At 58.8% G+C, this 20,948-nt stretch carries 17 protein-coding genes; 5 read left to right on the top strand and 12 right to left on the bottom strand.

Annotated features, from left to right (window positions below; all coding sequences use genetic code 11):
- Nucleotides 1–40 precede the first annotated feature (40 nt).
- Entirely contained in the window at nt 41–1,780 is a 1,740-nt protein-coding gene (locus tag C6366_RS01450; RefSeq protein WP_107735579.1) for an ATP-binding protein, read from the bottom strand.
- Nucleotides 1,761–2,930, bottom strand: coding sequence for an alcohol dehydrogenase-like regulatory protein ErcA (ercA, locus tag C6366_RS01445; RefSeq protein ID WP_107735578.1), 1,170 nt, complete (start codon nt 2,928–2,930; stop codon nt 1,761–1,763). Before ercA ends, C6366_RS01450 begins: the two co-directional genes overlap by 20 nt.
- Before the next feature lie 704 nt (nt 2,931–3,634).
- Here ercA and C6366_RS01435 point away from each other — a divergent pair.
- Entirely contained in the window at nt 3,635–3,994 is a 360-nt protein-coding gene (locus tag C6366_RS01435) for a PIN domain-containing protein (RefSeq protein ID WP_199221391.1), read from the top strand.
- A gap of 158 nt (nt 3,995–4,152) precedes the next feature.
- On the opposite strand, the gene C6366_RS01430 is transcribed toward C6366_RS01435, so the two are convergent.
- The 9 genes from C6366_RS01430 to C6366_RS01385 all read right to left on the bottom strand — a co-directional run bounded on the left by C6366_RS01430 (nt 4,153) and on the right by C6366_RS01385 (nt 13,690).
- Nucleotides 4,153–4,971, bottom strand: coding sequence for an HD-GYP domain-containing protein (locus C6366_RS01430; protein WP_233248356.1), 819 nt, complete (start codon nt 4,969–4,971; stop codon nt 4,153–4,155).
- A complete protein-coding gene (locus C6366_RS01425) occupies nt 4,907–5,947 on the bottom strand; it encodes a GGDEF domain-containing protein (RefSeq protein ID WP_158269590.1) in 1,041 nt (346 codons plus the stop codon). Before C6366_RS01425 ends, C6366_RS01430 begins: the two co-directional genes overlap by 65 nt.
- Before the next feature lie 259 nt (nt 5,948–6,206).
- Nucleotides 6,207–7,529 carry an MATE family efflux transporter gene (locus tag C6366_RS01420; RefSeq protein ID WP_107735576.1) on the bottom strand — a complete coding sequence of 441 codons (1,323 nt, stop codon included), beginning with the start codon at nt 7,527–7,529 and terminating at the stop codon, nt 6,207–6,209.
- Nucleotides 7,522–8,298, bottom strand: a complete 777-nt coding sequence (locus C6366_RS01415; RefSeq protein ID WP_107735575.1) for an ABC transporter ATP-binding protein — start codon at nt 8,296–8,298, stop codon at nt 7,522–7,524. The genes C6366_RS01420 and C6366_RS01415 overlap by 8 nt, the downstream gene beginning before the upstream one ends.
- A complete protein-coding gene (locus C6366_RS01410) occupies nt 8,288–9,109 on the bottom strand; it encodes an ABC transporter ATP-binding protein (protein WP_107735574.1) in 822 nt (273 codons plus the stop codon). The genes C6366_RS01415 and C6366_RS01410 overlap by 11 nt, the downstream gene beginning before the upstream one ends.
- Nucleotides 9,106–9,924: a nickel/cobalt ABC transporter permease gene (opp1C, locus tag C6366_RS01405; RefSeq protein WP_107735573.1), complete on the bottom strand. Its 819-nt coding sequence runs from the start codon at nt 9,922–9,924 to the stop codon at nt 9,106–9,108. Before opp1C ends, C6366_RS01410 begins: the two co-directional genes overlap by 4 nt.
- Nucleotides 9,917–10,861: a nickel/cobalt ABC transporter permease gene (gene opp1B / locus C6366_RS01400; protein ID WP_107735572.1), complete on the bottom strand. Its 945-nt coding sequence runs from the start codon at nt 10,859–10,861 to the stop codon at nt 9,917–9,919. Before opp1B ends, opp1C begins: the two co-directional genes overlap by 8 nt.
- A gap of 117 nt (nt 10,862–10,978) precedes the next feature.
- Nucleotides 10,979–12,568, bottom strand: coding sequence for a nickel ABC transporter substrate-binding protein (gene nikA / locus C6366_RS01395; protein ID WP_107735571.1), 1,590 nt, complete (start codon nt 12,566–12,568; stop codon nt 10,979–10,981).
- A 339-nt stretch (nt 12,569–12,907) separates the two neighbouring features.
- The gene (locus C6366_RS01385) at nt 12,908–13,690 is read right to left on the bottom strand and encodes an amidohydrolase family protein (protein ID WP_107735569.1); all 783 of its coding nucleotides are present in this window, start codon (nt 13,688–13,690) and stop codon (nt 12,908–12,910) included.
- 331 nt (nt 13,691–14,021) lie between these two features.
- Between C6366_RS01385 and C6366_RS01380 the strand changes: the two genes are divergently transcribed.
- From C6366_RS01380 to C6366_RS01365, 4 genes are all read left to right on the top strand, one after another.
- The gene (locus tag C6366_RS01380; protein ID WP_107735568.1) at nt 14,022–14,504 is read left to right on the top strand and encodes a chemotaxis protein CheW; all 483 of its coding nucleotides are present in this window, start codon (nt 14,022–14,024) and stop codon (nt 14,502–14,504) included.
- A gap of 33 nt (nt 14,505–14,537) precedes the next feature.
- Nucleotides 14,538–16,574 (top strand): methyl-accepting chemotaxis protein, encoded by a 2,037-nt coding sequence (locus C6366_RS01375; RefSeq protein WP_107735567.1) that lies wholly within the window; start codon nt 14,538–14,540, stop codon nt 16,572–16,574.
- A gap of 113 nt (nt 16,575–16,687) precedes the next feature.
- A complete protein-coding gene (locus tag C6366_RS01370) occupies nt 16,688–18,217 on the top strand; it encodes a PAS domain S-box protein (RefSeq protein WP_107735566.1) in 1,530 nt (509 codons plus the stop codon).
- A 9-nt stretch (nt 18,218–18,226) separates the two neighbouring features.
- Nucleotides 18,227–20,671, top strand: a complete 2,445-nt coding sequence (locus C6366_RS01365; protein WP_107735565.1) for a cache domain-containing protein — start codon at nt 18,227–18,229, stop codon at nt 20,669–20,671.
- A gap of 2 nt (nt 20,672–20,673) precedes the next feature.
- Here the strand turns inward: C6366_RS01365 and C6366_RS20180 are convergent.
- Nucleotides 20,674–20,948 (bottom strand): hypothetical protein (locus C6366_RS20180; protein WP_233248355.1); only part of this gene is annotated, 275 nt, incomplete at its 5' end.

Genomic DNA, 20,948 nt, shown 5'->3' with positions numbered 1-20,948 from the left:
ACCTGAATCAAGTTCCACCTCAAAAAAGATTCCCGGACGATCATCCTTCCTCCCCGTCCTCGCTCAACACCCGAACCAAAACGCTTTGCAACTCGCTCACCGTATAGGGCTTGGCCACCACGGCATCGAAACCGTAATCTCGGTATCGGGCCATGGCCGGAGCCGTGCTGTAACCGCTGGAAACCACGGCCTTGAGCAGCGGATCCACGGCCTTCAGGCGTCCCACCGCCTCCACCCCACCCATGCCGCCGGGAATGGTCAGGTCCATGATGGCAACGTCGAACGCCTGGTTGTTCTCCCGCGCCCGGTGCAGGGCCTCCAACGCCTCTCGTCCGTCCCGGACCAAGGTCACGGTATAGCCGTTGCCTTCAAGAATCTCGCCCATGGACTCACGGATCATATCGTCATCGTCCATGAAGAGAATACGATGGAAGGTGTTCACCTTCCGCTGCGGTTCAAGGGGTTGTTTGTTCGCGGCAACCTGTTCATCCCGGATGGCGGGCAGGCAAAACGTGAACGCAGCGCCCCGGCCCGGGTTGGAGCATACGGACAGCGTCCCCCCGTGCTTGCGGATGATGGAATAGGAGGTGGCCAGTCCGAGCCCGCTGCCCTGGAGCTTGGTGGTGAAATACGGATCGAAAATCCTGGGAAGCACCTCTTCGGAAATTCCCGGGCCACTATCCTGGATGGTCACGCAGAGATGGTCGCCCTGGCTCAAGTGGTCCTCGGGCGTTGACGCCGCAACACCCTCGTCGGCATGCGACATGGTGTTGCGCACGGTCACGCGCACCATGCCGCCCTCAGGCATGGCCTGGACGGCGTTGATCAGCAGATTGTTCAGAACCTGGGCGATCTGCCCCGGATCGATGTCCACAATCCATAAATCATCGGGGATGGTCAGCATGGGTTTAACATTGGTTCCGGCCAGAACCAGCCGCAAGGCGTCACCGATCAGACCCGCCAAGGAAGTAATTCTGCGCACCGGCTCCCCGCCCTTGGCGAAGGTGAGCAGTTGCTGCGTCAACCCTTTGGCCTGGACGCAGGCGTTTTCCGCATAGGTCAACCTTTCCAGGGCATGATCCGCCTGATCCAGATGGAGTTTGGCCAGGGAGATCTGGTTCATGATCGCCGTCAAAAAATTATTAAAGTCATGGGCGATGCCTCCGGCCAGTACCCCCAGGGCCTCCAGGTTTCCGACCCGCTGCAGTTCCTCCTCCATGCGCAACCGTTCGGAGATGTCCCGGGCCACGACCACGGCGTAGGGCTTCAGGTCGAACCGGACGAGCCGCAAGGTGACTTCCACGGAAAAACTTTCCCCGTTGGAGCGGATGAATTCCGTGATGATGGACCGTCCATGCTCGGATTGCTCCAGGGTCGAAAGAAAGGACTCCAACCGACGATGATCCTTGGATGGGAAAAGATCGAAAAAAGAGAGCTCCAGAATTTCCTGACAGGTATAGCCAAGTTGAACGCAGGCCGATTCGTTCACGTCCACCATGTCGACGTCCGGGATATCGGGATCGGATAGTCGCGAATCCGGCAACCGGATCAGAAAGATGCCTTCATTGCTGCCGTCCAGCAGAGTCTTAAAACGATGCAGCTCCCGCAAGCGCTGCTGCAACTGGGGATAATAGCTCTTATGGATGGACTCCTCGCCCAGACCGATGATCCGACGACGCAAGGCGTCGCGGTTTGCCCCGGCTCCCTCCGGACTGAAGTTTGCGTCGACTCCGGAGTCGCGGCATCCCGGCGATGGAGAGTTATTCGTGGTTTCGGGCATATAAACGTTCAATATCCTCTAAACATGGATGAATGGGGTTTGTGACCATGCAGGGGTCACGCACGGCCTGACGGGACAACGCCACGATATCATCCGGGCTGACGCCCAGATCGCCCAGATCCCGCAGTAGGCCGATCCGCTTGCGCAGCGCAACCAGACCATCCACCAGTATCCGCCGTCCTTCGTCGAGCCCCAGATCTCGACAGTCCAATCCCAGAGCCTCGGCCACGTTCAGATAGCGCTCAGGAGCGGCCTCGTAATTATAGTTCACGATACGACTGAGCAAAATGGCGTTGCATTCGCCATGAGGCAGGTCCAGCAGTCCGCCGAGACTGTGGGCCATGGCGTGGGTCGCACCAAGACTGGCATTGGAAAAGGCCAGTCCGGCGTACAGCGAGGCCAGCATCATCTTGGACCTGGCCTCCATGTCCTGGGGGGCCTCCACCGCTTGCGGCAGATGCTTGGCGATCAGGCGGACGGCCTCCAGGGCGTGCAGATCCGTAATGGGCGAGCTGGCATTGGACGCGAAGGCTTCCACCGCGTGGGTCAGCGCGTCATAGCCGGTACAAGCCGTGAGATGCGGCGACATACTTGTGGTGGTTTCCGGATCGATCAGAGCGATGTCCGGCACCATGGCCTTGCTGATGATGGCGATTTTCACCTTGCGCGCCAAATCCGTGATGATCGCGAACTGGGAGACGTCAGCGGAGCTGCCCGCTGTAGTAGGAATGCAGACCAAGGGTGGCCCGGGCACGGGAACGTTGTCCACGCCTTCGAAGTCCAGAATCGGCCGGTTGTTGACACAGACAATGCCGATTCCCTTGGCGCAGTCCAGGACGCTGCCTCCGCCCAAAGCGACGATGGCCTGGCAATCCTCCCGCAAGTAATACCTTGCCCCCCGCATGACCTCGTCCGCCCGAGGGTTGGGAGACAGGTCCGAAAAAATACGATATTCCAGGCTCGCCTGGTCCAGGCTGGTGAGGACGTCCGTGGTCCACGGCAGCCCGCGGACCACTTCATCCACCACCACCAGCACCCGCCGCACCGAGAAATTCCGGGCGAACTGCCCGGCAAGCCGACGCGCCCCCACCCCGAAAACAAACTCCGGGGCCACGAATTTCCGTAAATTCTCCATGGAAGCTTGAGACATGACCGACCTCCCGCGCGGGACCGTCTAGCAGTCCTGGAAAAAGGAAACGTGACGGAAATATGAACCAAGCCTGCCTGAACCGCCTGATAGCTGACAGAAAAGCCGTATCGCAAAAACAATCAACAATCCAGAGACAACTGCGAAGAACTGCATTATCTGGGTTCGACCTGATGGTCTTGGTCCGGTGTCGGGATCATCCAGGAGACCGGGAGGCGGCACCATGGCCTCCAACTGGCCCAACCCACTTCAGATCGCCAGTTCGAGTACCCTGGCCCACCACCTCAACCCTCGCTAGCCCGTGTCAGCGCCAACGAAGAACGAGGAACGAAGCACAAAGAACGCCCCCTGAGGTTTCAGGTTTCATCCCTCAACCCTCTCCCTCGACACTCCCCCCCGACCTATGCAAAAGCTATGCAGTAATTTACAGAAGGTAAGCAGATGGAGGCAGCACGCCATGTCCGTTTTTTTTTCGCAATGGCCGAAACCAGGCCATTCGGATTCCCAGGGAGTTCGAACTTGACGCCGTTGAGGCGATCATCCGCCGGGAGGATGATTGCCCGGTGATCGAGCCGGTGATTAAAAGGGGGTGCTGGCCACGCTCTCCGACATTGACGAGGAGTACCCGGATATCGACACCGGAATGCTCCCCCTTGATGATGTGAAACTATGAAGACGATGTGAAACTATGAAGGTAATGTGAAGCAATGAAGACGAAACGCCGCTTTCTCCTGGACACGAATATCCTCTCGGATCTCGTTCGTCATCCCCAGGGCACCGTTGCGCGGCGCATCCATGAACAGGGCGAGCAGACTGTTTTCACGTCCATAATCGTGGCTTGCGAGTTGCGTTTCGGTGCAGCCAGGCGAGAATCGCCAAGGCTGACAGCCCAGGTCGAGGCCATTCTCGCCGCAATGGACGTACAGCCACTTGAAGCGCCGGTTGATGAGCAATATGCGCGGCTGCGGCTGCACCTGGATCAGACGGGAACCCCCATCGACCCCAAGACCTGCTCCTGGCGGCTCAGGCACTTGCCGAAAACGCCATCCTCGTCACCGTCAACATGAGAGAATTTCGACGTGTTCCCGGCCTCGCACTCGAGAATTGGCTGCAAATCGGCTATTGAACCTCCCGCAGTGGAATCAAAAGCCCCCTCTTCCTTATCCCAACGAAGAGCAATGAACATCGAACGTCCCCTCGGGTCTCGGGTTTCAGCCCTCAGCCCTTACCAGAGCTCCTCAGTTCGTGGGCAACCAACGCCCGGATTCTCCCCTGACGCGTTTTCGGCCCGCACGTCGGTTTTGCGCAGCACCCGTTCGCACATTATTCGGGTGACCAACAGATCCAGCGTACAGAACTCGTCTGCCACTCCGGCTTCCCACAGCATGTCAACCATCAGCCCGCACAGTTTCGGATCGAACTGGCTTCCGGCGTTGCGGCGGAGTTCCTCGATGGAGCCGCCCAGGGTCAGCCGGTTCCGATAGGCCCGGGATTCCATCATCGCGGAAAAGCTGTCCGCGAGACAGAGAATCCGTGCTCCCAGGGGGATGCTCTCGCCACGCAACCGATGCGGATAGCCTCGCCCGTCCCAGCGTTCATGGTGATGCAGGATCATCTTGGCGATGCCGGTGGACCCGTTCATGATATGCACCGGGGCGACGATCTTGGCTCCGGTGACTGGGTGTTGGCGGATCATGGCCCATTCCGCGTCGGTCAAAGGGGTGCGCTTGCTCAGAACCTCGTCGGGAATCCCGATCTTGCCGATATCGTGTAAGTGACCCGCGATATGGATCACCTCGGCTTGGCTGGTTGACATACCCGCCCGTAAGGCCAGACAGCGGGCCAGATCAGCCACTTGTCTGGAATGGGAACTGGTGGAATGGTCCTTGGCATCGATGGCGTTTCCCAGCGAAGCCGCGATCTGATGCAGGGACTCGCAGATTCCGGAGACGCATCCGAGCGGAATTTCGCTCGCCCCTTCACGCAATACTCCGCCGTCCAACGACTCCAGGCGCGAACGAAACACTTCCGACCCCATGAACATGTTTTCCGCTCTCCTTGTGAACATGTACGCGACTTCCACCGCCGCGCTTGGCCTCGTAAGCGGCCTGATCCGCGTAAGACAGCATCCGCACGGCGTCGTCGAGATACCCGTCCGCGGTCCTGATCATTGTCGCGACACCGATGCTCAGGCTGCTTTCACCAATCCGAATCTCGTTGTAGGCCCGCAGTATCCGCCCGGCGATGACCTCGGCCCGCTCTAAATCGATGCCCACCAGCAAGACGCCGAATTCGTCTCCGCCGTAGCGGAAGGGCACGTCGACGCCCTCCCTGACGTTGGCCCGAATGATCGCGCCCAGGTTGCGGAGCAGATCGTCCCCGGCCTGGTGGCCGTAAGTATCGTTGACCGCCTTGAACTTGTCCGCGTCCAGGAAGAGCATGGTCAGCGGGCGTTCCGTAGTTCTGGCCTCATGGGCCGACTCACTCAGCTTTTCCTCCATCCCCCGCCGGTTGTACAATCCGGTGAGCTGGTCCCGCAGGGACATGTCCGCGAACCGAACCCGTTCCTTGTGGGTTTTGGCCAGCTCCGCCTCCAATTGCATCTCCCGGCGGGAAATGACGTGGGCCATCCAGTTCAGGTTGCGCTTGAGCACCAGAACGTCCCGCTCCTCGTCCGTTTGGGGCGGCAAATCAAATTTCACATGATAATTCCCGGCCTTCAGCCTCAGGCAAAACCGTTCCACATCCCTCAGGTCGCGCATGACCAGATAGTCGGCCACGACCTTGGAAAGAGGACCGATAAAAGCCAATGTCCCGACCAGGGCGAAAATGAAGTAGGTTTGTAGGTCCGACGGACTGGATTCCAGCAAGACCAACCCGCCGATGGCCGGCAAGACGATCAGGATGATGAGCAGCAACCGAACCTTGACTGTCACGCTCCACCCAAAGACAAAGTCCACAACCGGGCGGACCAGTGCATCATACCACCTTGTCGCCGCACCAGACTTGCCCTCGGTCATGGATATTTCCAACATAACTTTCCCAATGATTTTAAAAACATACCCATCTCCATCTCCCCACACCATACGCCTCCCCAACCCCGTGCAAACCACCTATCCGCAATCAAACCAACTGTCAATAAATTTGAAAATAGCTTTCAAAATCTTCTAAAAGCATCGCAACTACAACCTCCAACCTTCCTTTCCTCCAATCCATCAAAAACAACGAAGTACGACGAACAAAGAACGCTTTATCCCTCAGGTCTCAGGTGTCAGCCCCTCAGCCCTCTCTTCCAACCTTCCCACGAACCGCCCCAAGATACGGAACCAGGAACGCGCCGCGTCCCGCATAGAAGATCAGAAAGGAAAGCCAGAGCCCGTGGTTGCCCCAGGGACTGACGAAAAGCGCCAGACCGACCAGGAAGGCAACCAGTGCGAAAAACGTGGAATTCCGCACGGGCCGTGTGACGCCGCTGCCGGTGAACACCCCGTAGAAGGTCAGGCCGAAGCCGGCGACCAACGGAAAGACCACGGCCCAGAGATGGATTTCCGTGTAGCCCGCGAGGATTTCCGGAATATCGGTGAACAGCGTTCCCACGGCCTCCCCCCGGAACCAGAGGATCAGGGTCAGGAAAAGAGCGGCGGACACCGTCCATTGGGTCGTGCGCAGCAAGGTGGCTCGAAGCAGGTGCTCGTCCCGCCGGCCGACTGACTTTCCCGAAAACACGCTGGAGGCGTTGGCGATGCCGTCGAAAATGTAGCTGACGATAAAGGTTACCTGGAGCAGCACCGCGTTACCAGCCAGGACGTTGGTTCCCATGGATGCGGCCACCTTGGTCATCAGGAAAAACATGGTCAGCAGGCATACCGTGCGCAGCAGCAGATCGGTGTTTGCAGAGACGATGGTCCGCACGTCCTCCTTGCGCATCCGGACCGCGGCGACGAACCGGGCGATGGGCAGATCCGCTGTTTTCGAAACATAATACAGCCCCAGGGACAGCATCAAGGCCTGGGCCGCCAGGCTGGCCGCGGCCACTCCGGCCACGCCGAAGCCCCAGTAGGTGACCAGGGCGATATCCAGGATGATGTTCACCACGTTCCCGGTGACCTGGGTGATCAGCGTCGCCCTGGTTCGGGCCTGGCCCATCAGCCAGCCGATCACGGTATAGTTCAGCAGAACCAGCGGCGCCCCCCAGATCAGGATGGTGAAGTAGATCCGGGCCTGCTCGGCCACTTCGGGCTCCGGGGCCATGACGGCCCGGGCCGTATGCCAGATGGGGGCCTGAAGGAGGATGAACGCCAGTCCCACTCCGGCGGCGATGCAGAACGGGCGGGCCAGGCTGGCGGCCAGGTCCTCTCCCCGGCCCGTACCCAGGGCGATGGCGCTCTGGCTGGTGGTGCTGACCCGGAAAAACCCGAACAGCCAGTACAAGGTGTTCAGAATCACCGTGCCGATGGCCACGCCGCCGATATAGATGGGAGAGTCCAGATGCCCGACCACCGCGGTGTCCACGGCACCCAGCAAAGGCTGGGTCACCGTGGCCGCGATGAATGGGAGGGCGATTTTCAGGTAGTCGCGATGAGAAAGCGTGGTCTCAGCCATGACTGATCCGGCGGGCAAAGGGTTTCTCCAGAAAATGGGCGGCCCGAAGCAGTTGCCGGGCATAGGGGTTTTCCGTCCTGGGCAGCATGGCCAGGTCGTCGAACTGCTCCACGACCATTCCGTCCTTGAAAAAGATCAACTTGTCGCAGATGAACGTCGCGACGGTGATGTCGTGGGTGATGAACAGAAAAGATATCCGGTAGCGTTCCTTCAGTCCGCGCAGCAGGTCCAGAATCTGGGACTGCACGGACACGTCCAGGGAACTCACGGCCTCGTCGCAGAGGATGAAGGACGGTTTCGGGGCGATGGCCCGGGCGATGCACACGCGCTGCAACTGCCCCCCGCTAAGCTGGTGCGGATAGTGATCCGCGAGATCTTGGGACAGCCCCACTTCCTCCAGCAGCTCCGCGACCCTCTCTTTCCGGGCCAATGCGTTCAAGCCCAGACCGATCAGGGGTTCGGCGACGACACCGGCAATACGCATCCGGGGATTCACGGACGTGCTGTAGTCCTGAAAGACCACGCTGCGCGCCAGGGAGGAACCGGCCTTGTCCTTGGAGAAGTCCACCCGGCCGCGATCCGGTTTTTCAAGGCCCAGAATGATTCTGCCCAGCGTGCTTTTGCCACTGCCCGATTCGCCGACAATGCCGACGCATTCGCCCTGCCCCATGACGAAGGACACTCCCTTAAGCACTTCCTGTCTGGACTTCGTGAACAGCCCGGTTCGGACCGTGAAACTTTTCGTTACCTCCCGCACCTCAAGCAGCATACGACTCCCCCATGACCCGAACAAAGGCTTGGATCACGTTTTGCCGATTTTCGATCAACCCGCGGGTATAGTCGTGGCGCGGATTGAAAAACACGGCGCCCGCGTCCCCTTCTTCAACCACGACCCCCTCGCGCATCACCAGGACGTTGTCCGCCACGTGGGAGACCAGACTCAGATCGTGGCTGACGAAGATCAAGGCGGTTTGATGTTCCGTACGGATGGTCTTTAACTCGTGAATCACGTCCTGCTGGCTGACGTAGTCGATGGCCGTGGTCGGCTCGTCCGCGATGATGATTTCCGGCCGCATGACCAGGGCCAGCGCGGTCATCACCCGCTGCAGCATGCCTCCGCTCAGTTCGTGCGGATATTTTCTGAAAACGCTCCGCGGAGCGCGCAGATTCACCCGTGAAAACGCCTCGGTCATCATCTCCAGCGCGACGGAGGGAACGACCCGTTGATGCGCGGCGATGGTTTCCACGATCTGCGCGCCGATGGTGGACAAGGGATTGAACGCGGTCATCGGGCTTTGCAGAATCATGCAGATCCGGCTGCCGCGCAGTTCCCGCCGTTTCTTCGCCGGCAGGGTCAGCAGATTCACGCCCTTGAACTCCACCCGTCCGGAAACCAGAAGATGCTCGGACAAAAGGCCGGTAATCGCACCGCAGGTCAGACTTTTGCCGCTGCCCGAGCCGCCCACGATGCCCAGGCATTCGCCGGGGTCCAGGGCAAAGGAGACGTCCCGGGTCAGCGGAGTCAGGTTCCGACCGTGGCGATGGGTGATGGAAAGATTCTCAACGCGCAGCAAGGTCATTGGCTCTCCTTTGGATCCAGGATGTCGCGCAGGCTGTCGCCCAGCAGGTTGAAGGCCGCAACCACGATCATGATCGCCAACCCCGGAATGATCATCTGCCCGGGGTTGGTCATCAACACTTCGCGTGCCTCGCTGAGCATGGCCCCCCACTCCGCCGTGGGCAGTTGCACGCCCAGGCCCAGGAAGGACAGGGTCGAGATGGTGATGATGATCCAGCCGATGTCCAGGGTGGCAAGGAGAATGGTCTCCGACGCGACGTTGGGAAACAGGTGCCGGAAGAAGATGTACCGTCGGGACGTCCCGATGGTTTGGGAATAGAGAATATAGTTCTTGCTGGAAAAGCTGATCACGCTGGAGCGGATCATTTTCACGTACCAGGCCAGCTTGGCGATGAAATTGGCGATGACGATGTTCATCAGGCCCGGCCCCAGGATGCCGACGATGCACAGCACCATGATCTCATAGGGAAACGACAGCATCACGTCGCAGACGCGCATGATGAGTTCGTCGAGTTTGCCGCGGACATAGCCGGAGATCACGCCGATGGCCGCCCCGCACAAGGCCGTGACGGCCATGGTGAGCATGGAATAGAACAGGGTGATCCGGATTCCGAACAGCATCCGGGACAGCAGGCAGCGTCCCAGATGATCCGTGCCGAAAGGATACTCCCAGGACGGCGAGGCCAGGGAGTTGATGACGTCGATCTGGTTGGGAGCATGCGGCGCAAGCCACGGCGCGAACACCCCGGCGACGCAGAACAGCCCGATCAGGGCGAGACAGCCGACCGCGACCTTGTTGGCGAGCAGGCTACGCATTGGCCGTCCCCGCTTTCCTTCGCGGATCAAGAGCGCATTGCAGGGCGTCCACCAGGAAGCTGGCCAGGACGAAAAAGGCTCCCATGACCAGGATGTAGGCCTGAATGGTCGGGTAATCCCGGTTGAAGATGCTGGCCACGCACAGCCGACCGAGTCCGGGAATGGCGAATATGTTTTCGATGACCACCGTGCCGGAGAGCAGCCGGACGATGCCCACGCCGATGGCGGTCATGGAGGATTGCAAGGAATTTTTCAGCACGTGCCCGAGAATGACCCGCTTCTCGCTCAGCCCTCGGGCCCGGGCGTACAGAACATGATTTTCCTTCATGTTCTCCAGCATGCTGTTGCGGATCAGCCGCACGTAGGTCGCGATATACAGCGTGCTCAGGGCCATGGCCGGCAGGATGTAGTGGGCCAGGGTGCTCGTCCCGCTGCTGGGCAGGACGTTGAATTTGAGCGCGAAAAGCCAGATCAGCAGATAGGCCAGCCAGTAGTTCGGCATGGACGTGCCCGCGAAGACCGCCAGACGCACGCCCCGGTCGAACAGGCCGTCCTTCCAGACCGCGCAGGCCACGCCCAAGGGCAGGCTCAGGCCGATCACGAAGACCAGGGCCATGCCCGCCAGGGTGGCGGTGTACGGAAAAGCGCGGGCCAGTTCTCCCGAGACGCTACGACTCCTGTTCGTGAAGGAATTGCCGAAATCCAGACGCGCCGCGTTGCCCAGCCATTTGACGTACCGGACCAGAAACGGGTCGTCGAGGCCGAGTTCGGTGCGCATTTCCTCGATGGCCTCGGGCGTGGGAATGATGTCGTTGACCCGCAGGGCCACTTCGGCTGGGTCCGCGGGGGTGAAGTTCACCAATGTATAGGAGAGAAAGGATATCGCGAGCAGGGCGGCAAGCGCGATGAGCGCCCGCCTGACGATATACGCAAGCATGTTGACCAACCGGAATGATGACGTGAAAGACGAGTCGGGACGGGACCTGTTGTCGCGGACGTCGAAAAAGGGCTTTCGAGCCTTCCGGGGAAGGCCTGAAAGCCCTGATGCTTATTGTTATTGCAAGGTCATGAATTGCAGGGGGATTTCAAACTGGGAGGGGTTGAAACCGACGTTGCCCACCCTGGAATTGAAGATGGCCCTGTTGCGCTCGTAGGTCAGGGGCAGATACACGGCCTCCCGGTGCAGGGTCTCCAGAATGTAGGTGTAGTGCGCCTGGCGCTCGTCTTCGTCCACCGCGGCCACGGCCTTGAGGATGGTCTCGTCGATCCGTTGCTTTTCCGCCAGCCCCTGTTGCGCGGCATAGTCTCCGTACACGGGCTTGAGCATGCCGCTCAGGAAGGATTGCGGGTCGTAGGGCGTGCCCCAGGAAATATTGAAGGAAATGTCGAAATTGCCGGCCATCAGGCGATCCCGGTGCGCCTGTTCCTCCTCGCCCACGAGATTCAGCTTGACGCCGGCCTTGCTCCACTCGCTTTGCAGGAACTGGGCAATGGTCCGCTCCATGACCTTGTTGGTGTCATAAGTCAGGGTGATCTCCAGCGGCTTCCCGTCCTTCGAGCGAACCTGGCCGCTCTTCACCCATCCGGCCTCGTCCAGCAGCTTTTCGGCCGCGGACTGATCGTACTGATAGGGCTCAAGGTCGATGTCGGCATAGGGAATGGATCTGGAAAACAGCGCATGGGCCGGTGCTTCCAGGCCCAGCATGATCCGCTCGCTGATCAGCTCCTTGCTGGTCAGGTGCTGAAGAGCCCGGCGAACCCGGACGTCCCGGAGATTCTCGCTGGTGGTGTTCAGCACCAGCATCCGGGTGGAAACCGGCCCGGACAGTGCGCCCGCGAAGCCTTTTTTTTCGGAAAACTGCTTGAACGCCTGGGGACTGATCAATTGCAGGCCGTAAAGCAGGTCGATCCCGCCGTTGTCCAGGGCCATCAGCCGGGCCTGATTATCCGGGATGACCTTGGCGACGATCATTTCAATGCTCGGCGACTCCCCCCAATAGTTCGGATTGCGGACGAATTCCGAATATTCGTCAACCCTGTTCATCTCCAGGACATAGCTCCCGGTGCCGGACAGGCAGGCCACCCCGTTCCTGGTCGTTCCGTCCTTGAAGCAGGCCGGGGACAACATCCGAAACGGCCGGGTGACCCCCAGCTCGATGATGAAGGGATAATAGGGAGCGGAAAACTCGATCTCCAGAGTGAAGTCGTCCTTCACGCGCACGCTCTGTTTCCCGGTTTCCTCGATTGCCGTCATCATCCGCACGGACTCCAGCCAGCCGTGCCGCGCCCCGTTGTCCAACACGGCGTCGAAGTTCTTCTTGACCGCGTGAGCGTCGAACCTGACGCCGTCTGAGAACGTCACGTCCTCACGCAGCTTGAAGGTGTACACCTTGCCGTCAGGGCTGACTTCCCAGCTTTCGGCCAGCCAGGGTTCGGGCTCCCCGTCCTCGCTAAGGAAAATCAGTCCTTCGAACAGCAGATTCTGGGCAAAGAGTTCACCTCCGTACAAATGCGGATTCAGATCCCGCAGGTCGCGAAAATTGGCCATGACCAGCGTATCCTTGTCCGAAGCGGACACGACCATGCTGGAAAGCAGCAATGATGCCGCGACGAACATTCCCAATACGTTCTTCACCTTGATCATCTTGTCTCCTCATGCGTCTGACTGTTGTATGTTGCAAATACCCAGGACACCTCGAAACCAAAATCACCATGGGAATCGGAATCGGAAAACCAACCATGCCTCAAATCAATGCCGATTCTGATTAAAATTTTGATTTTCCAATTCATTTTGTCTGCAATACGACTCCAGACCTTATGTGTCCAATTGGCGCTCCAGAAGGCAAAAAACAAGCCGCTCTTCCTACTCGGCGACACACGATCTGTCAAGAATCTTGAAAACCACACTCACTATCTTGAATGGCTCTCCAAAATTGTAACGACGCTCGAAGAACGGCCGGACACACCTCCCAAATTTCAGGCTTCAGGTCTCAAAAACCTCGTTCCTCAACACGGCCTCGATCTCCTCTTCGCGCATCCCGGCCGTGGTTTCCAGGAGCCGAATTTCGTCCAGAGGGTCGAACAGCGGATAGTCGCTACCGAACAGCAGCCGTTCCCTGGGATGCTTGCGCAGCAGTCCGCGAAGCAGATCCCGGGGCATAAAGGGCAAGGAACTGGAGGTGTCCAGATACACGTCGGTCCCGGCCAGAACGTCCAAAGCCTGGTCCCAATGCAGATAGCCGCCGAAATGCGCAGCAATGATCGTCAATTTCGGGAAATCGCGCCGGATTTTGGCCAGCTTGGCCGGGCTGGACGGATTCAGATCCGGCGGAAGCCGGTCGCCGACGTGAAACATGAGCGCGAACCGGTCGCCGATGACTTCGAAGAGCGGATGCAGGGCCGGATCGTCAAGCCGGAATCCCTGGAAGTCCGGATGAAACTTCAGGCCCCTGATCCCGGCCGCCTCCAGGCGGACAAGTTCCTTTTCCCAGCCCGCAAACCCGGGATGCAGAGTCCCGAAGGCGATCAACCCGGGATGCTTGGTCTGAATGAACATGGACCAGTTATTGGCGGGCACGACCTGGTCCGGGGTGGTGGCCGCTGTATGCACCGCCGCCTTGTCGATCCCGGCCCGTCGCAACCGAAACAGCAAATCCTCGGGCAAGCCCGTGCCCACGGGAAGTATCCCGTAATGGGCGTGCAATTGGGCCAGGACTTTGTGAGCAATCTTGGGGTGGAAGGCGTGAGTGTGCCAGTCGGTGCGCATGGTCGTTGCGTGATGGTCCAAGGGCTTGGTTATTCGTGAAAAAACAGCCCGTTTTGCTTAAAGCAGCGGGCGATTGGAAGATCGCAAAACCGGAAGTCTATCATTCAAAGAAAGATTGATTGTCAACCGGAACCAATTCCTTCTGCCGAGCCCCGGTCCGCCCTGCCCGCCGATGCCGTTCTCACGGTATCCATGCCGCCTCGAAAAAAAATGATCAAAATTGGACATTATCCGGGCTGTACACTGTTTTCACCTGTGATAAAAAAAGCGATCTTTATCATAAGCCTTCAATTAACCTTCGGCCTCAAGCCTAATAAAATGGGGGTTCGGAATGCGGGAAGCGGCGGCTCACAAAGATGTGGGCAACGAATTGCTGCAATTGGTCACGTTTCACATCGGCGACGAGGAATTCGGCGTGGAGATTCTCAAGGTCCAGGAGATCATCCGGATGATGGGCATCACCCGGGTGCCCAAGGCTCCGGATTTCGTGGAGGGCGTGATCAACCTGCGCGGCAAGGTCATCCCGATCATCGATCTGCGCAAGCGCTTCGGAATGATCACCCAGGATCACAACAAACACACCCGGATCATTGTCCTTGAAATCAATGCGGTGATCGTCGGATTCGTGGTGGATTCCGTCTCCGAGGTGCTGCGCATCCCGGCCAACACCGTGGAACCGCCTCCGGCGATCATATCCGGGATCGAATCCGAGTATATCAGCGGCGTGGGCAAGTTAGCGGACAGGCTGTTGATTTTACTGGATATGGACCGTCTATTGAGCAGAGGCGAACAGGGTTTGCTCACGGGATTATAAAACCTGAAACCAACCGTAAAGACGAGGAAAGCAATGAAAAACATTCCCATTGGCATCAAACTGATCAGCGGTTTTCTGGCCTTGCTTTTACTTGTTTGCGGAGGACTGGGTTTTATCGCCTATGACCGCGCCTCTCGTGCCGTAATCGAGCAAGTACAAGAAAATATCCCCTTGATGGCCGCGGACGGCGCACGGCTGGTGAAAAGCAGTCTGGAGTATCATTTATTGGCCATAGAAGGGGTTGCCGCCCGATATGTCATCCAAACCATGGACTGGCCGCAACAACAACCGGCGTTGGAGTTCGAAATCGCCAGATTGGGCTATCAGGATATGGTTGTCGTGACGCCCGACGGAAATACCCGCTCTCCAACAGGTTCCACGACCAACGTCAGTGACAGAGACTATTTCAAGGAAGCCATGAATGGGAAAAGCGTATTTTCAAGCGTGATCATTCATCGCGTGCTGAATAAACCGATTATTATTGCTGCCACGCCGATCAGAGGAGGACAGGGACGGATTTCAGGCGTTCTTTTCGCTGTCCTGGACGCGACCCTGCTCAGTGAGATCTCGGACGATATCGGATACGGAACCGCGGGGTACTCCTACATCATCGACGATAAGGGCACACTGATCGCTCACGGCAACAGACAGTTCGTGCTGGATCAGCGCAACTTCATCGAAGAGGCGAGGACGGATGCCCAATTCGCCGCGTTGGCGGCCATGTTCCAACGCATGGTCCGGGGCGAGTCCGGGTTTGACGCGTATCCTTTCATGGGGATGGATCGCTATTTCGGGTTCGCGCCCATTCCTGGCACGGGCTGGTCCATTGCCGTGGGGGCCATGCAGGACGACGTGCTGGCTCCGGTGTATCAGTTGCGCTGGACCATCGCCATCGCCTCCCTGGTTTTCTTCTGCTTGGGCATCGCCATCGCGATATTGATCAGCCGGAGCATCACCAATCCGGTAAACCGTCTGATGTGCTTCGCCGAGGCCGTGGCCAAGGGCGACCTACAGTCCCAGTCCGGCATTGACCAAAAGGATGAGATCGGGAAACTGAACCAGAGCATTCAAACCATGGTCCAGTCCCTGATTGAAAAGATGAAGGAGGCAGAGCACCAGTCCGAGTTGGCCCGCCAGGAGACGGAGAAGGCCCAGGTCGCAACCCGTGAGGCCGAGGATGCCAGGGCTCAAGCCGAGACGGCCAAGCGAGACGGCATGCTCCAGGCCGCAACAAGTATCGAGGGCGTGGTGGAACGCATGACTTCGGCTTCGGAAGAACTGGCGGCCCAGGTGGAGCAGGCCAGCCGGGGCGCTGAGGAACAGAAGAGCCGCACCGGAGAGACGGCCACGGCCATGGAGGAAATGAACGCCACGGTGCTGGAGGTGGCCAAGAACGCCTCTAACGCGGCGGAAGGCTCGGACAAGGCTCGAACCAAGGCCCAGGAGGGCGCGGAGGTGGTCACCCGTGCCGTGGCGGCCATCAACCAAGTGGAAAATCAGACCCAAGCCATGAAGGAGAATCTGGGCAAACTGGGCAGGCAAGCCGAACAGATCGGACGGATCATGACCGTGATCGAGGACATCGCGGATCAGACCAACCTCCTGGCCCTGAACGCGGCCATCGAGGCGGCACGGGCCGGGGACGCGGGACGCGGGTTCGCCGTTGTGGCGGACGAGGTACGCAAGCTGGCCGAAAAAACCATGAATGCCACCAAGGAGGTGGGCGAGGCTATTTCAGCCATCCAGGAAGGCACTCAAAGCAACATCCAGGGTGTGGAGCAGGCGGTGCGCTCCGTGGCCGAGGCCACCAAGCTGGCCGATACTTCCGGCGGCGCCCTGCGGGAAATCGTGACCATGGTCGAGGAAGCCGCCGACCAAGTCCGATCCATCGCCACCGCCGCGGAAGAACAATCCTCGGCCAGCGAGGAGATCAACCGTAGCGTGGACGATATCAACCGCATCTCTTCGGAAACCAGCGAAGTCATGAACCAGTCTGCCCAGGCCATCTCCGAACTGGCCCAGCAGGCCGTGGAGTTGCAGGAGTTGGTGCAACGGATGAAGAACGGCTGATCAATCTCGATTGTTTACGGAGCCGTCTCGGCGTGAAACGTCGAGACGGCTTCCGGACAACCGGTCGACATCCCTTACGGTGACGGACTTCCTTCACCCTGCGGAGGACTCTCATGAGTGAAGACTTGTCGGTAGCCAGACGTTTCGGCAAGCGGCTCCGATATTATCGCTCTCTGAAATGTTTTACCCAATCCGGATTGGCGGAAAGAGTCGGCTTGAGCCTGAAACAAATCAGCCGTATCGAGCGCGGCCTCTCTACGCCTTCCTTCGCTCTCCTGGAAAAACTTTGCCGGGTTCTGGATACCGCCCCGGTGACCCTTTTTCTCTTTCATGACCCCTCCCCGTCACCAAACCATTCCGAACTACCTCCCCCATCCGGCCGGGAACGAACAGCATCCATCTTCAACGACGAGATCATTTCCACCAGGACCGGAGCATGGCTCCTTCCCGCTTCTTCCCGGCACGGAACATGGTCCGCTTCCTTGTATGCCTTGCTGGGTTATCGTCCCTTTTCCATCAAGCCCACCCTGAAGCGTTTTCTCAAGCATGTACGTTCCGAGGACAGGGCGACGGTCGAATCCTTTATTCACTCTTCCGCTCTGGAGCCGAACGAAAAGGACATTCTGGTTGCCTTGACCGGGAAAGCTTCGGCACGGCGCATGATCATGATCCAGGCCGAGCCTTTGGGTTCCGGGACGGGAAGCGAAAACGGCCTCCTGTTGACAGTCCGGGAAGTGACGGACTGCATTTCCCTGCATCGCTCCTTTGTACACAACCAGAGACAACTGGAATCGTACATCCTGGAGCGGAACAAAGAACTGGCTCTGACCGTGGAAAGGTTGCAACAGGAGATTCTTGAACGGGAAAAGGCCGAACAAGGTTTGCGAATATCCGATCTAATGATCGCCAGCTCTCTGGACGCTCAGATATTCGTGGACAGGTCCGGCTTGGTTAAAAAGGTCAATCCCGCGTATGCCCGACTTGCTGGCATCTCCGTGCGGGAGCTTGAGGGGCGGATGTACAGCGAAGTACTGATCGAACGCTGGGGACGCGATTTTTTTGATCGAGCTCTTCAACCTGACATGGAAAATGCACAACTCCACGGGCAAGCGACGGTCAAGGAAGAATGGCTCAGTTATGGAGGCCATGGGCGACGATATATGCGGGTATTTCTTACTCCCTGCTTAAAAAGAAAAGAAATACTCGGTGTTATCGTCACGCTCTACGACCTGACGGCGGTCATGGCGGCTCAGGAACGGCTACGGGAAAGCGAGGAGTTGCACCGCCTGATCCTGGAACGGACCAGCGAGGGAGTGTTGCGCTTGGACCGACACCTGCGGATTACGTTCGCGAACGCACGGATTCAAGAGTTGGGAGGATATTCGGCGGAGGAACTGGTGGGGGGCTCGGCTCTGGACTTTCTCCCCCCAGAAGAATTGAAACGAATTCAGTTCTTTGTCAAACAGAGCCGAATCGGACATAATGTGCGTTTTCCAGCCAGCATCATGCACAAAAACGGCCAAACCATTTGGGTGATGATTTCCGCAGCGCCGCTGTTCACGGACAAAGGCGAGTACGACGGCGCCCTAGTCATGCTCATGGACGTGACGGAATTGAAGCAGACCCAGACCAAGTTGGAATAAGGGCAACCGATGCTCAACAAACTTCTGAACCTGTCCATCCCCGCCAAGACCTTCGGGCTGATTCTGGCGCTCGTCCTGTTTTTTTGGGGGACCATTATGTTCTATTTCGTGCCCTTGATTCAGGAGCGGCTGCTGTACGGCAGGAGGGAGGCGCTGATGCATGTCGCGCACTCGGTCCACTCCCTGCTCGACGAGTACGTGCAGCGGGTGCGGGACGGGGAATTGACCCTTGAGGACGCCCAGGAACGAGCCAAGCAACGGATCAGGCACATTCGCTATGGACGGGACGGTTATTTTTGGATCAGAAGCGACGACGCGCTTGACCTTCGACTTGTCATGCATCCCTTCATTACGGAACTGGAAGATGCTTTGCCCGACGACCCTTTGTACTATTGCGTCACGCGCATCCAGTACGGCATCAACGGCCCGATACAGAACTTTGCCCGTGAAAAGAACATCACCTGGGCGATTGTCGAGGTTGTCACGAAAACCGGAGACGGCTTCGTGAGCTACAACTGGCCCAGGCCGCACTCCGAGGGCATGACCGAGGAGGCCTGGCACCTCAAGGAATCTTATGCTCTGCTCTTCGAACCCTGGGGCTGGATTTTGGGTACCGGCCTGTACATCGATGACATTCAGGCCGAAATGCGCGTCTTGCGCGCAGAGGTGGTCACGTTTTCGCTGATCATCCTGCTTCTCGTCCTGCCAGCGACCCTGCTCGCCTCCGTCGTGTTCACAAGGTCCCTGAGCATTCTGGCCGATTACGCGGACAAGGTCTCAGCCGGAGACCTCAACGCCGGAGTTGCCGGGCGATTTTACGGAGAAGCGAGACGGTTGATGCAAGCCATCACCGAGATGGTCGCCAATCTGAAGGGCGCCCTGTCCCAGGCCGAAAACAGCAAACAGGAGGCGCAGCGGCTGGCGGAGGCGGCGGAACTTGTTTCAGAGCGATTGGCCGTGATTCTGCGATCCATCGGCGACGGAGTGATCGCCGCGGACACCGAAGGGAAGGTGCTGTTTCTGAACAAGGCCGCCGAGGAGTTGACCGGCTGGTTCCAAGACGAGGCCCAAGGCCGGTCCTTGTCCGAAGTGCTCCGAATGCGGGATGATCGTTTCGGGCAGGCCGAAGACTTGATCCGACAGGTTTTGACGGACGGGGTCGTTCGCCAGTCGGGGGGTAGTGCTCACCTTGTTTCCAGGGATGGAACGCAACGGATCATCGCGTCCAACGCGGCCCCGATCCGGGACAAGGACAGTCGGGTGATCGGCGTGGTGCTGGCCTTCCGAGACGAAACCGAGAAGCAACGCCTTCTGGATGAAGCCCTCAAGGCCGAAAAGCTGGAGTCCCTGGGAGTTCTGGCCGGAGGCATAGCCCACGACTTCAACAACACCCTGACCGCGATCCTGGGAAACATCACCTTGGCCCGGCTGTCCCTAGCCGACCAGGACAAGGCCGAACGCAAGCTCCGCGAGGCTGAAAACGCCACCTACCGGGGCAAGGGCCTGACCCAACAGATGTTGACCTTTGCCAAGGGCGGAACCCCCATCCGGGAAATCCTCCCCCTGGGCGAACTGACGCGAGAATCGGCTGAATTCGCCCTGCGCGGGACCAGCGCCAAATGCGTCTTCGAACTCCCCGAAGACCTCTGGTCCGTCCACGCCGATCCGGACCAAATCAGCCGGGTTATCCACAACCTGGCTCTCAATGCCCACCATGCCATGCCCCAAGGCGGACTGGTCACCCTGACCGGAGCGAATATCGACGCCCCAAAACTCCCGGAAGCCATCAGCGATTCCAGGCCGTTTACGCGATTATCCGTGACCGACCAGGGACACGGCATCTCCCCGGAACATCTGACCAAGATATTCGATCCGTATTTCACCACCAAAACCCACGGCTCGGGACTCGGCTTGGCTTCAAGCTATTCCATCATCAAGCGGCACGGCGGAGTCATCACGGTGGAATCCGTGCCCGGACAAGGCACGACGTTCCATGTTTTTCTGCCCGCCGTGCCCACAGCCTCGCCGACGCCCCGCGCCACCGAAGAGGACGATCCGGACCGTCCGGGAGGACGCATCTTGATAATGGATGACGATGTGATGATCCTGGACGTCAGCTTGGACCTGATGAAACACTTGGGCCATACGGTCGTTCCGGTTCAAAACGGCGAAGAGGCCGTGGCTAGGTACCAACAGGCCTTAGCCGAAGGTCTGCCCTTCGACGTGGTGATCATGGACCTGACCATCCCCGGCGGCATGGGCGGCAAGGAGGCGGTCCGGAAAATCCTGAAGCTCGATCCCACGGCCAAGGTCGTGGCCTCCAGTGGCTACTCCAGCGACCCGGTGATGACGAATTTTAAAAAATTCGGCTTTATCGACGCGATAGCCAAGCCGTACACTATCCAACAAATCAGGAAACTGCTCAACAAACTCCTGGCCCAGGCCGGGAGCTGAGCTCATCCCCCGGCCTCCCCTCCGCCATCCCTTTCAGCCCTATCCCGAAGATACTCCGAGTATTCCCGCATCTCTTCAATCCACCGCTCCCGCATCCGAACCAATTCCTGTTGCCGTTCGGCGTACTCCTGACGTGCTTCATCCAAGTCAACCATGGCGTTCTCCGTTTGTTCGTTGTTCGTCGTTCGTCGTTCGTTGCTGTTCGACCGTTCCTCCGTGCTGCCCCGCCATTTGCTCTCAAGCAAAATAGAGGCATAATGCCCCCCTTCCCCGCGTC

Source organism: Desulfonatronum sp. SC1 (genome assembly GCF_003046795.1).
Classification (GTDB): Bacteria; Desulfobacterota; Desulfovibrionia; order Desulfovibrionales; family Desulfonatronaceae; genus Desulfonatronum.
The sequence above is the reverse complement of the archived record's forward strand: the minus strand, read 5'-3'. Positions and strand labels throughout refer to the sequence as shown.

What these genes read in the sequence shown, in the direction of transcription:
- opp1B (WP_107735572.1), bottom strand. Translation starts at nt 10,861, where the DNA reads ATGCTTGCGTATATCGTCAGGCGGGCGCTCATCGCGCTTGCCGCCCTG.
- C6366_RS01425 (WP_158269590.1), bottom strand. Translation starts at nt 5,947, where the DNA reads ATGACCGAGGGCAAGTCTGGTGCGGCGACAAGGTGGTATGATGCACTG.
- C6366_RS01435 (WP_199221391.1), top strand. Translation starts at nt 3,635, where the DNA reads ATGAAGACGAAACGCCGCTTTCTCCTGGACACGAATATCCTCTCGGAT.
- C6366_RS01380 (WP_107735568.1), top strand. Translation starts at nt 14,022, where the DNA reads ATGCGGGAAGCGGCGGCTCACAAAGATGTGGGCAACGAATTGCTGCAA.
- C6366_RS01450 (WP_107735579.1), bottom strand. Translation starts at nt 1,780, where the DNA reads ATGCCCGAAACCACGAATAACTCTCCATCGCCGGGATGCCGCGACTCC.
- C6366_RS01365 (WP_107735565.1), top strand. Translation starts at nt 18,227, where the DNA reads ATGCTCAACAAACTTCTGAACCTGTCCATCCCCGCCAAGACCTTCGGG.
- C6366_RS01415 (WP_107735575.1), bottom strand. Translation starts at nt 8,298, where the DNA reads ATGCTGCTTGAGGTGCGGGAGGTAACGAAAAGTTTCACGGTCCGAACC.
- C6366_RS01385 (WP_107735569.1), bottom strand. Translation starts at nt 13,690, where the DNA reads ATGCGCACCGACTGGCACACTCACGCCTTCCACCCCAAGATTGCTCAC.
- ercA (WP_107735578.1), bottom strand. Translation starts at nt 2,930, where the DNA reads ATGTCTCAAGCTTCCATGGAGAATTTACGGAAATTCGTGGCCCCGGAG.
- opp1C (WP_107735573.1), bottom strand. Translation starts at nt 9,924, where the DNA reads ATGCGTAGCCTGCTCGCCAACAAGGTCGCGGTCGGCTGTCTCGCCCTG.
- nikA (WP_107735571.1), bottom strand. Translation starts at nt 12,568, where the DNA reads ATGATCAAGGTGAAGAACGTATTGGGAATGTTCGTCGCGGCATCATTG.
- C6366_RS01420 (WP_107735576.1), bottom strand. Translation starts at nt 7,529, where the DNA reads ATGGCTGAGACCACGCTTTCTCATCGCGACTACCTGAAAATCGCCCTC.
- C6366_RS01375 (WP_107735567.1), top strand. Translation starts at nt 14,538, where the DNA reads ATGAAAAACATTCCCATTGGCATCAAACTGATCAGCGGTTTTCTGGCC.
- C6366_RS01370 (WP_107735566.1), top strand. Translation starts at nt 16,688, where the DNA reads ATGAGTGAAGACTTGTCGGTAGCCAGACGTTTCGGCAAGCGGCTCCGA.
- C6366_RS01430 (WP_233248356.1), bottom strand. Translation starts at nt 4,971, where the DNA reads ATGTTCATGGGGTCGGAAGTGTTTCGTTCGCGCCTGGAGTCGTTGGAC.
- C6366_RS01410 (WP_107735574.1), bottom strand. Translation starts at nt 9,109, where the DNA reads ATGACCTTGCTGCGCGTTGAGAATCTTTCCATCACCCATCGCCACGGT.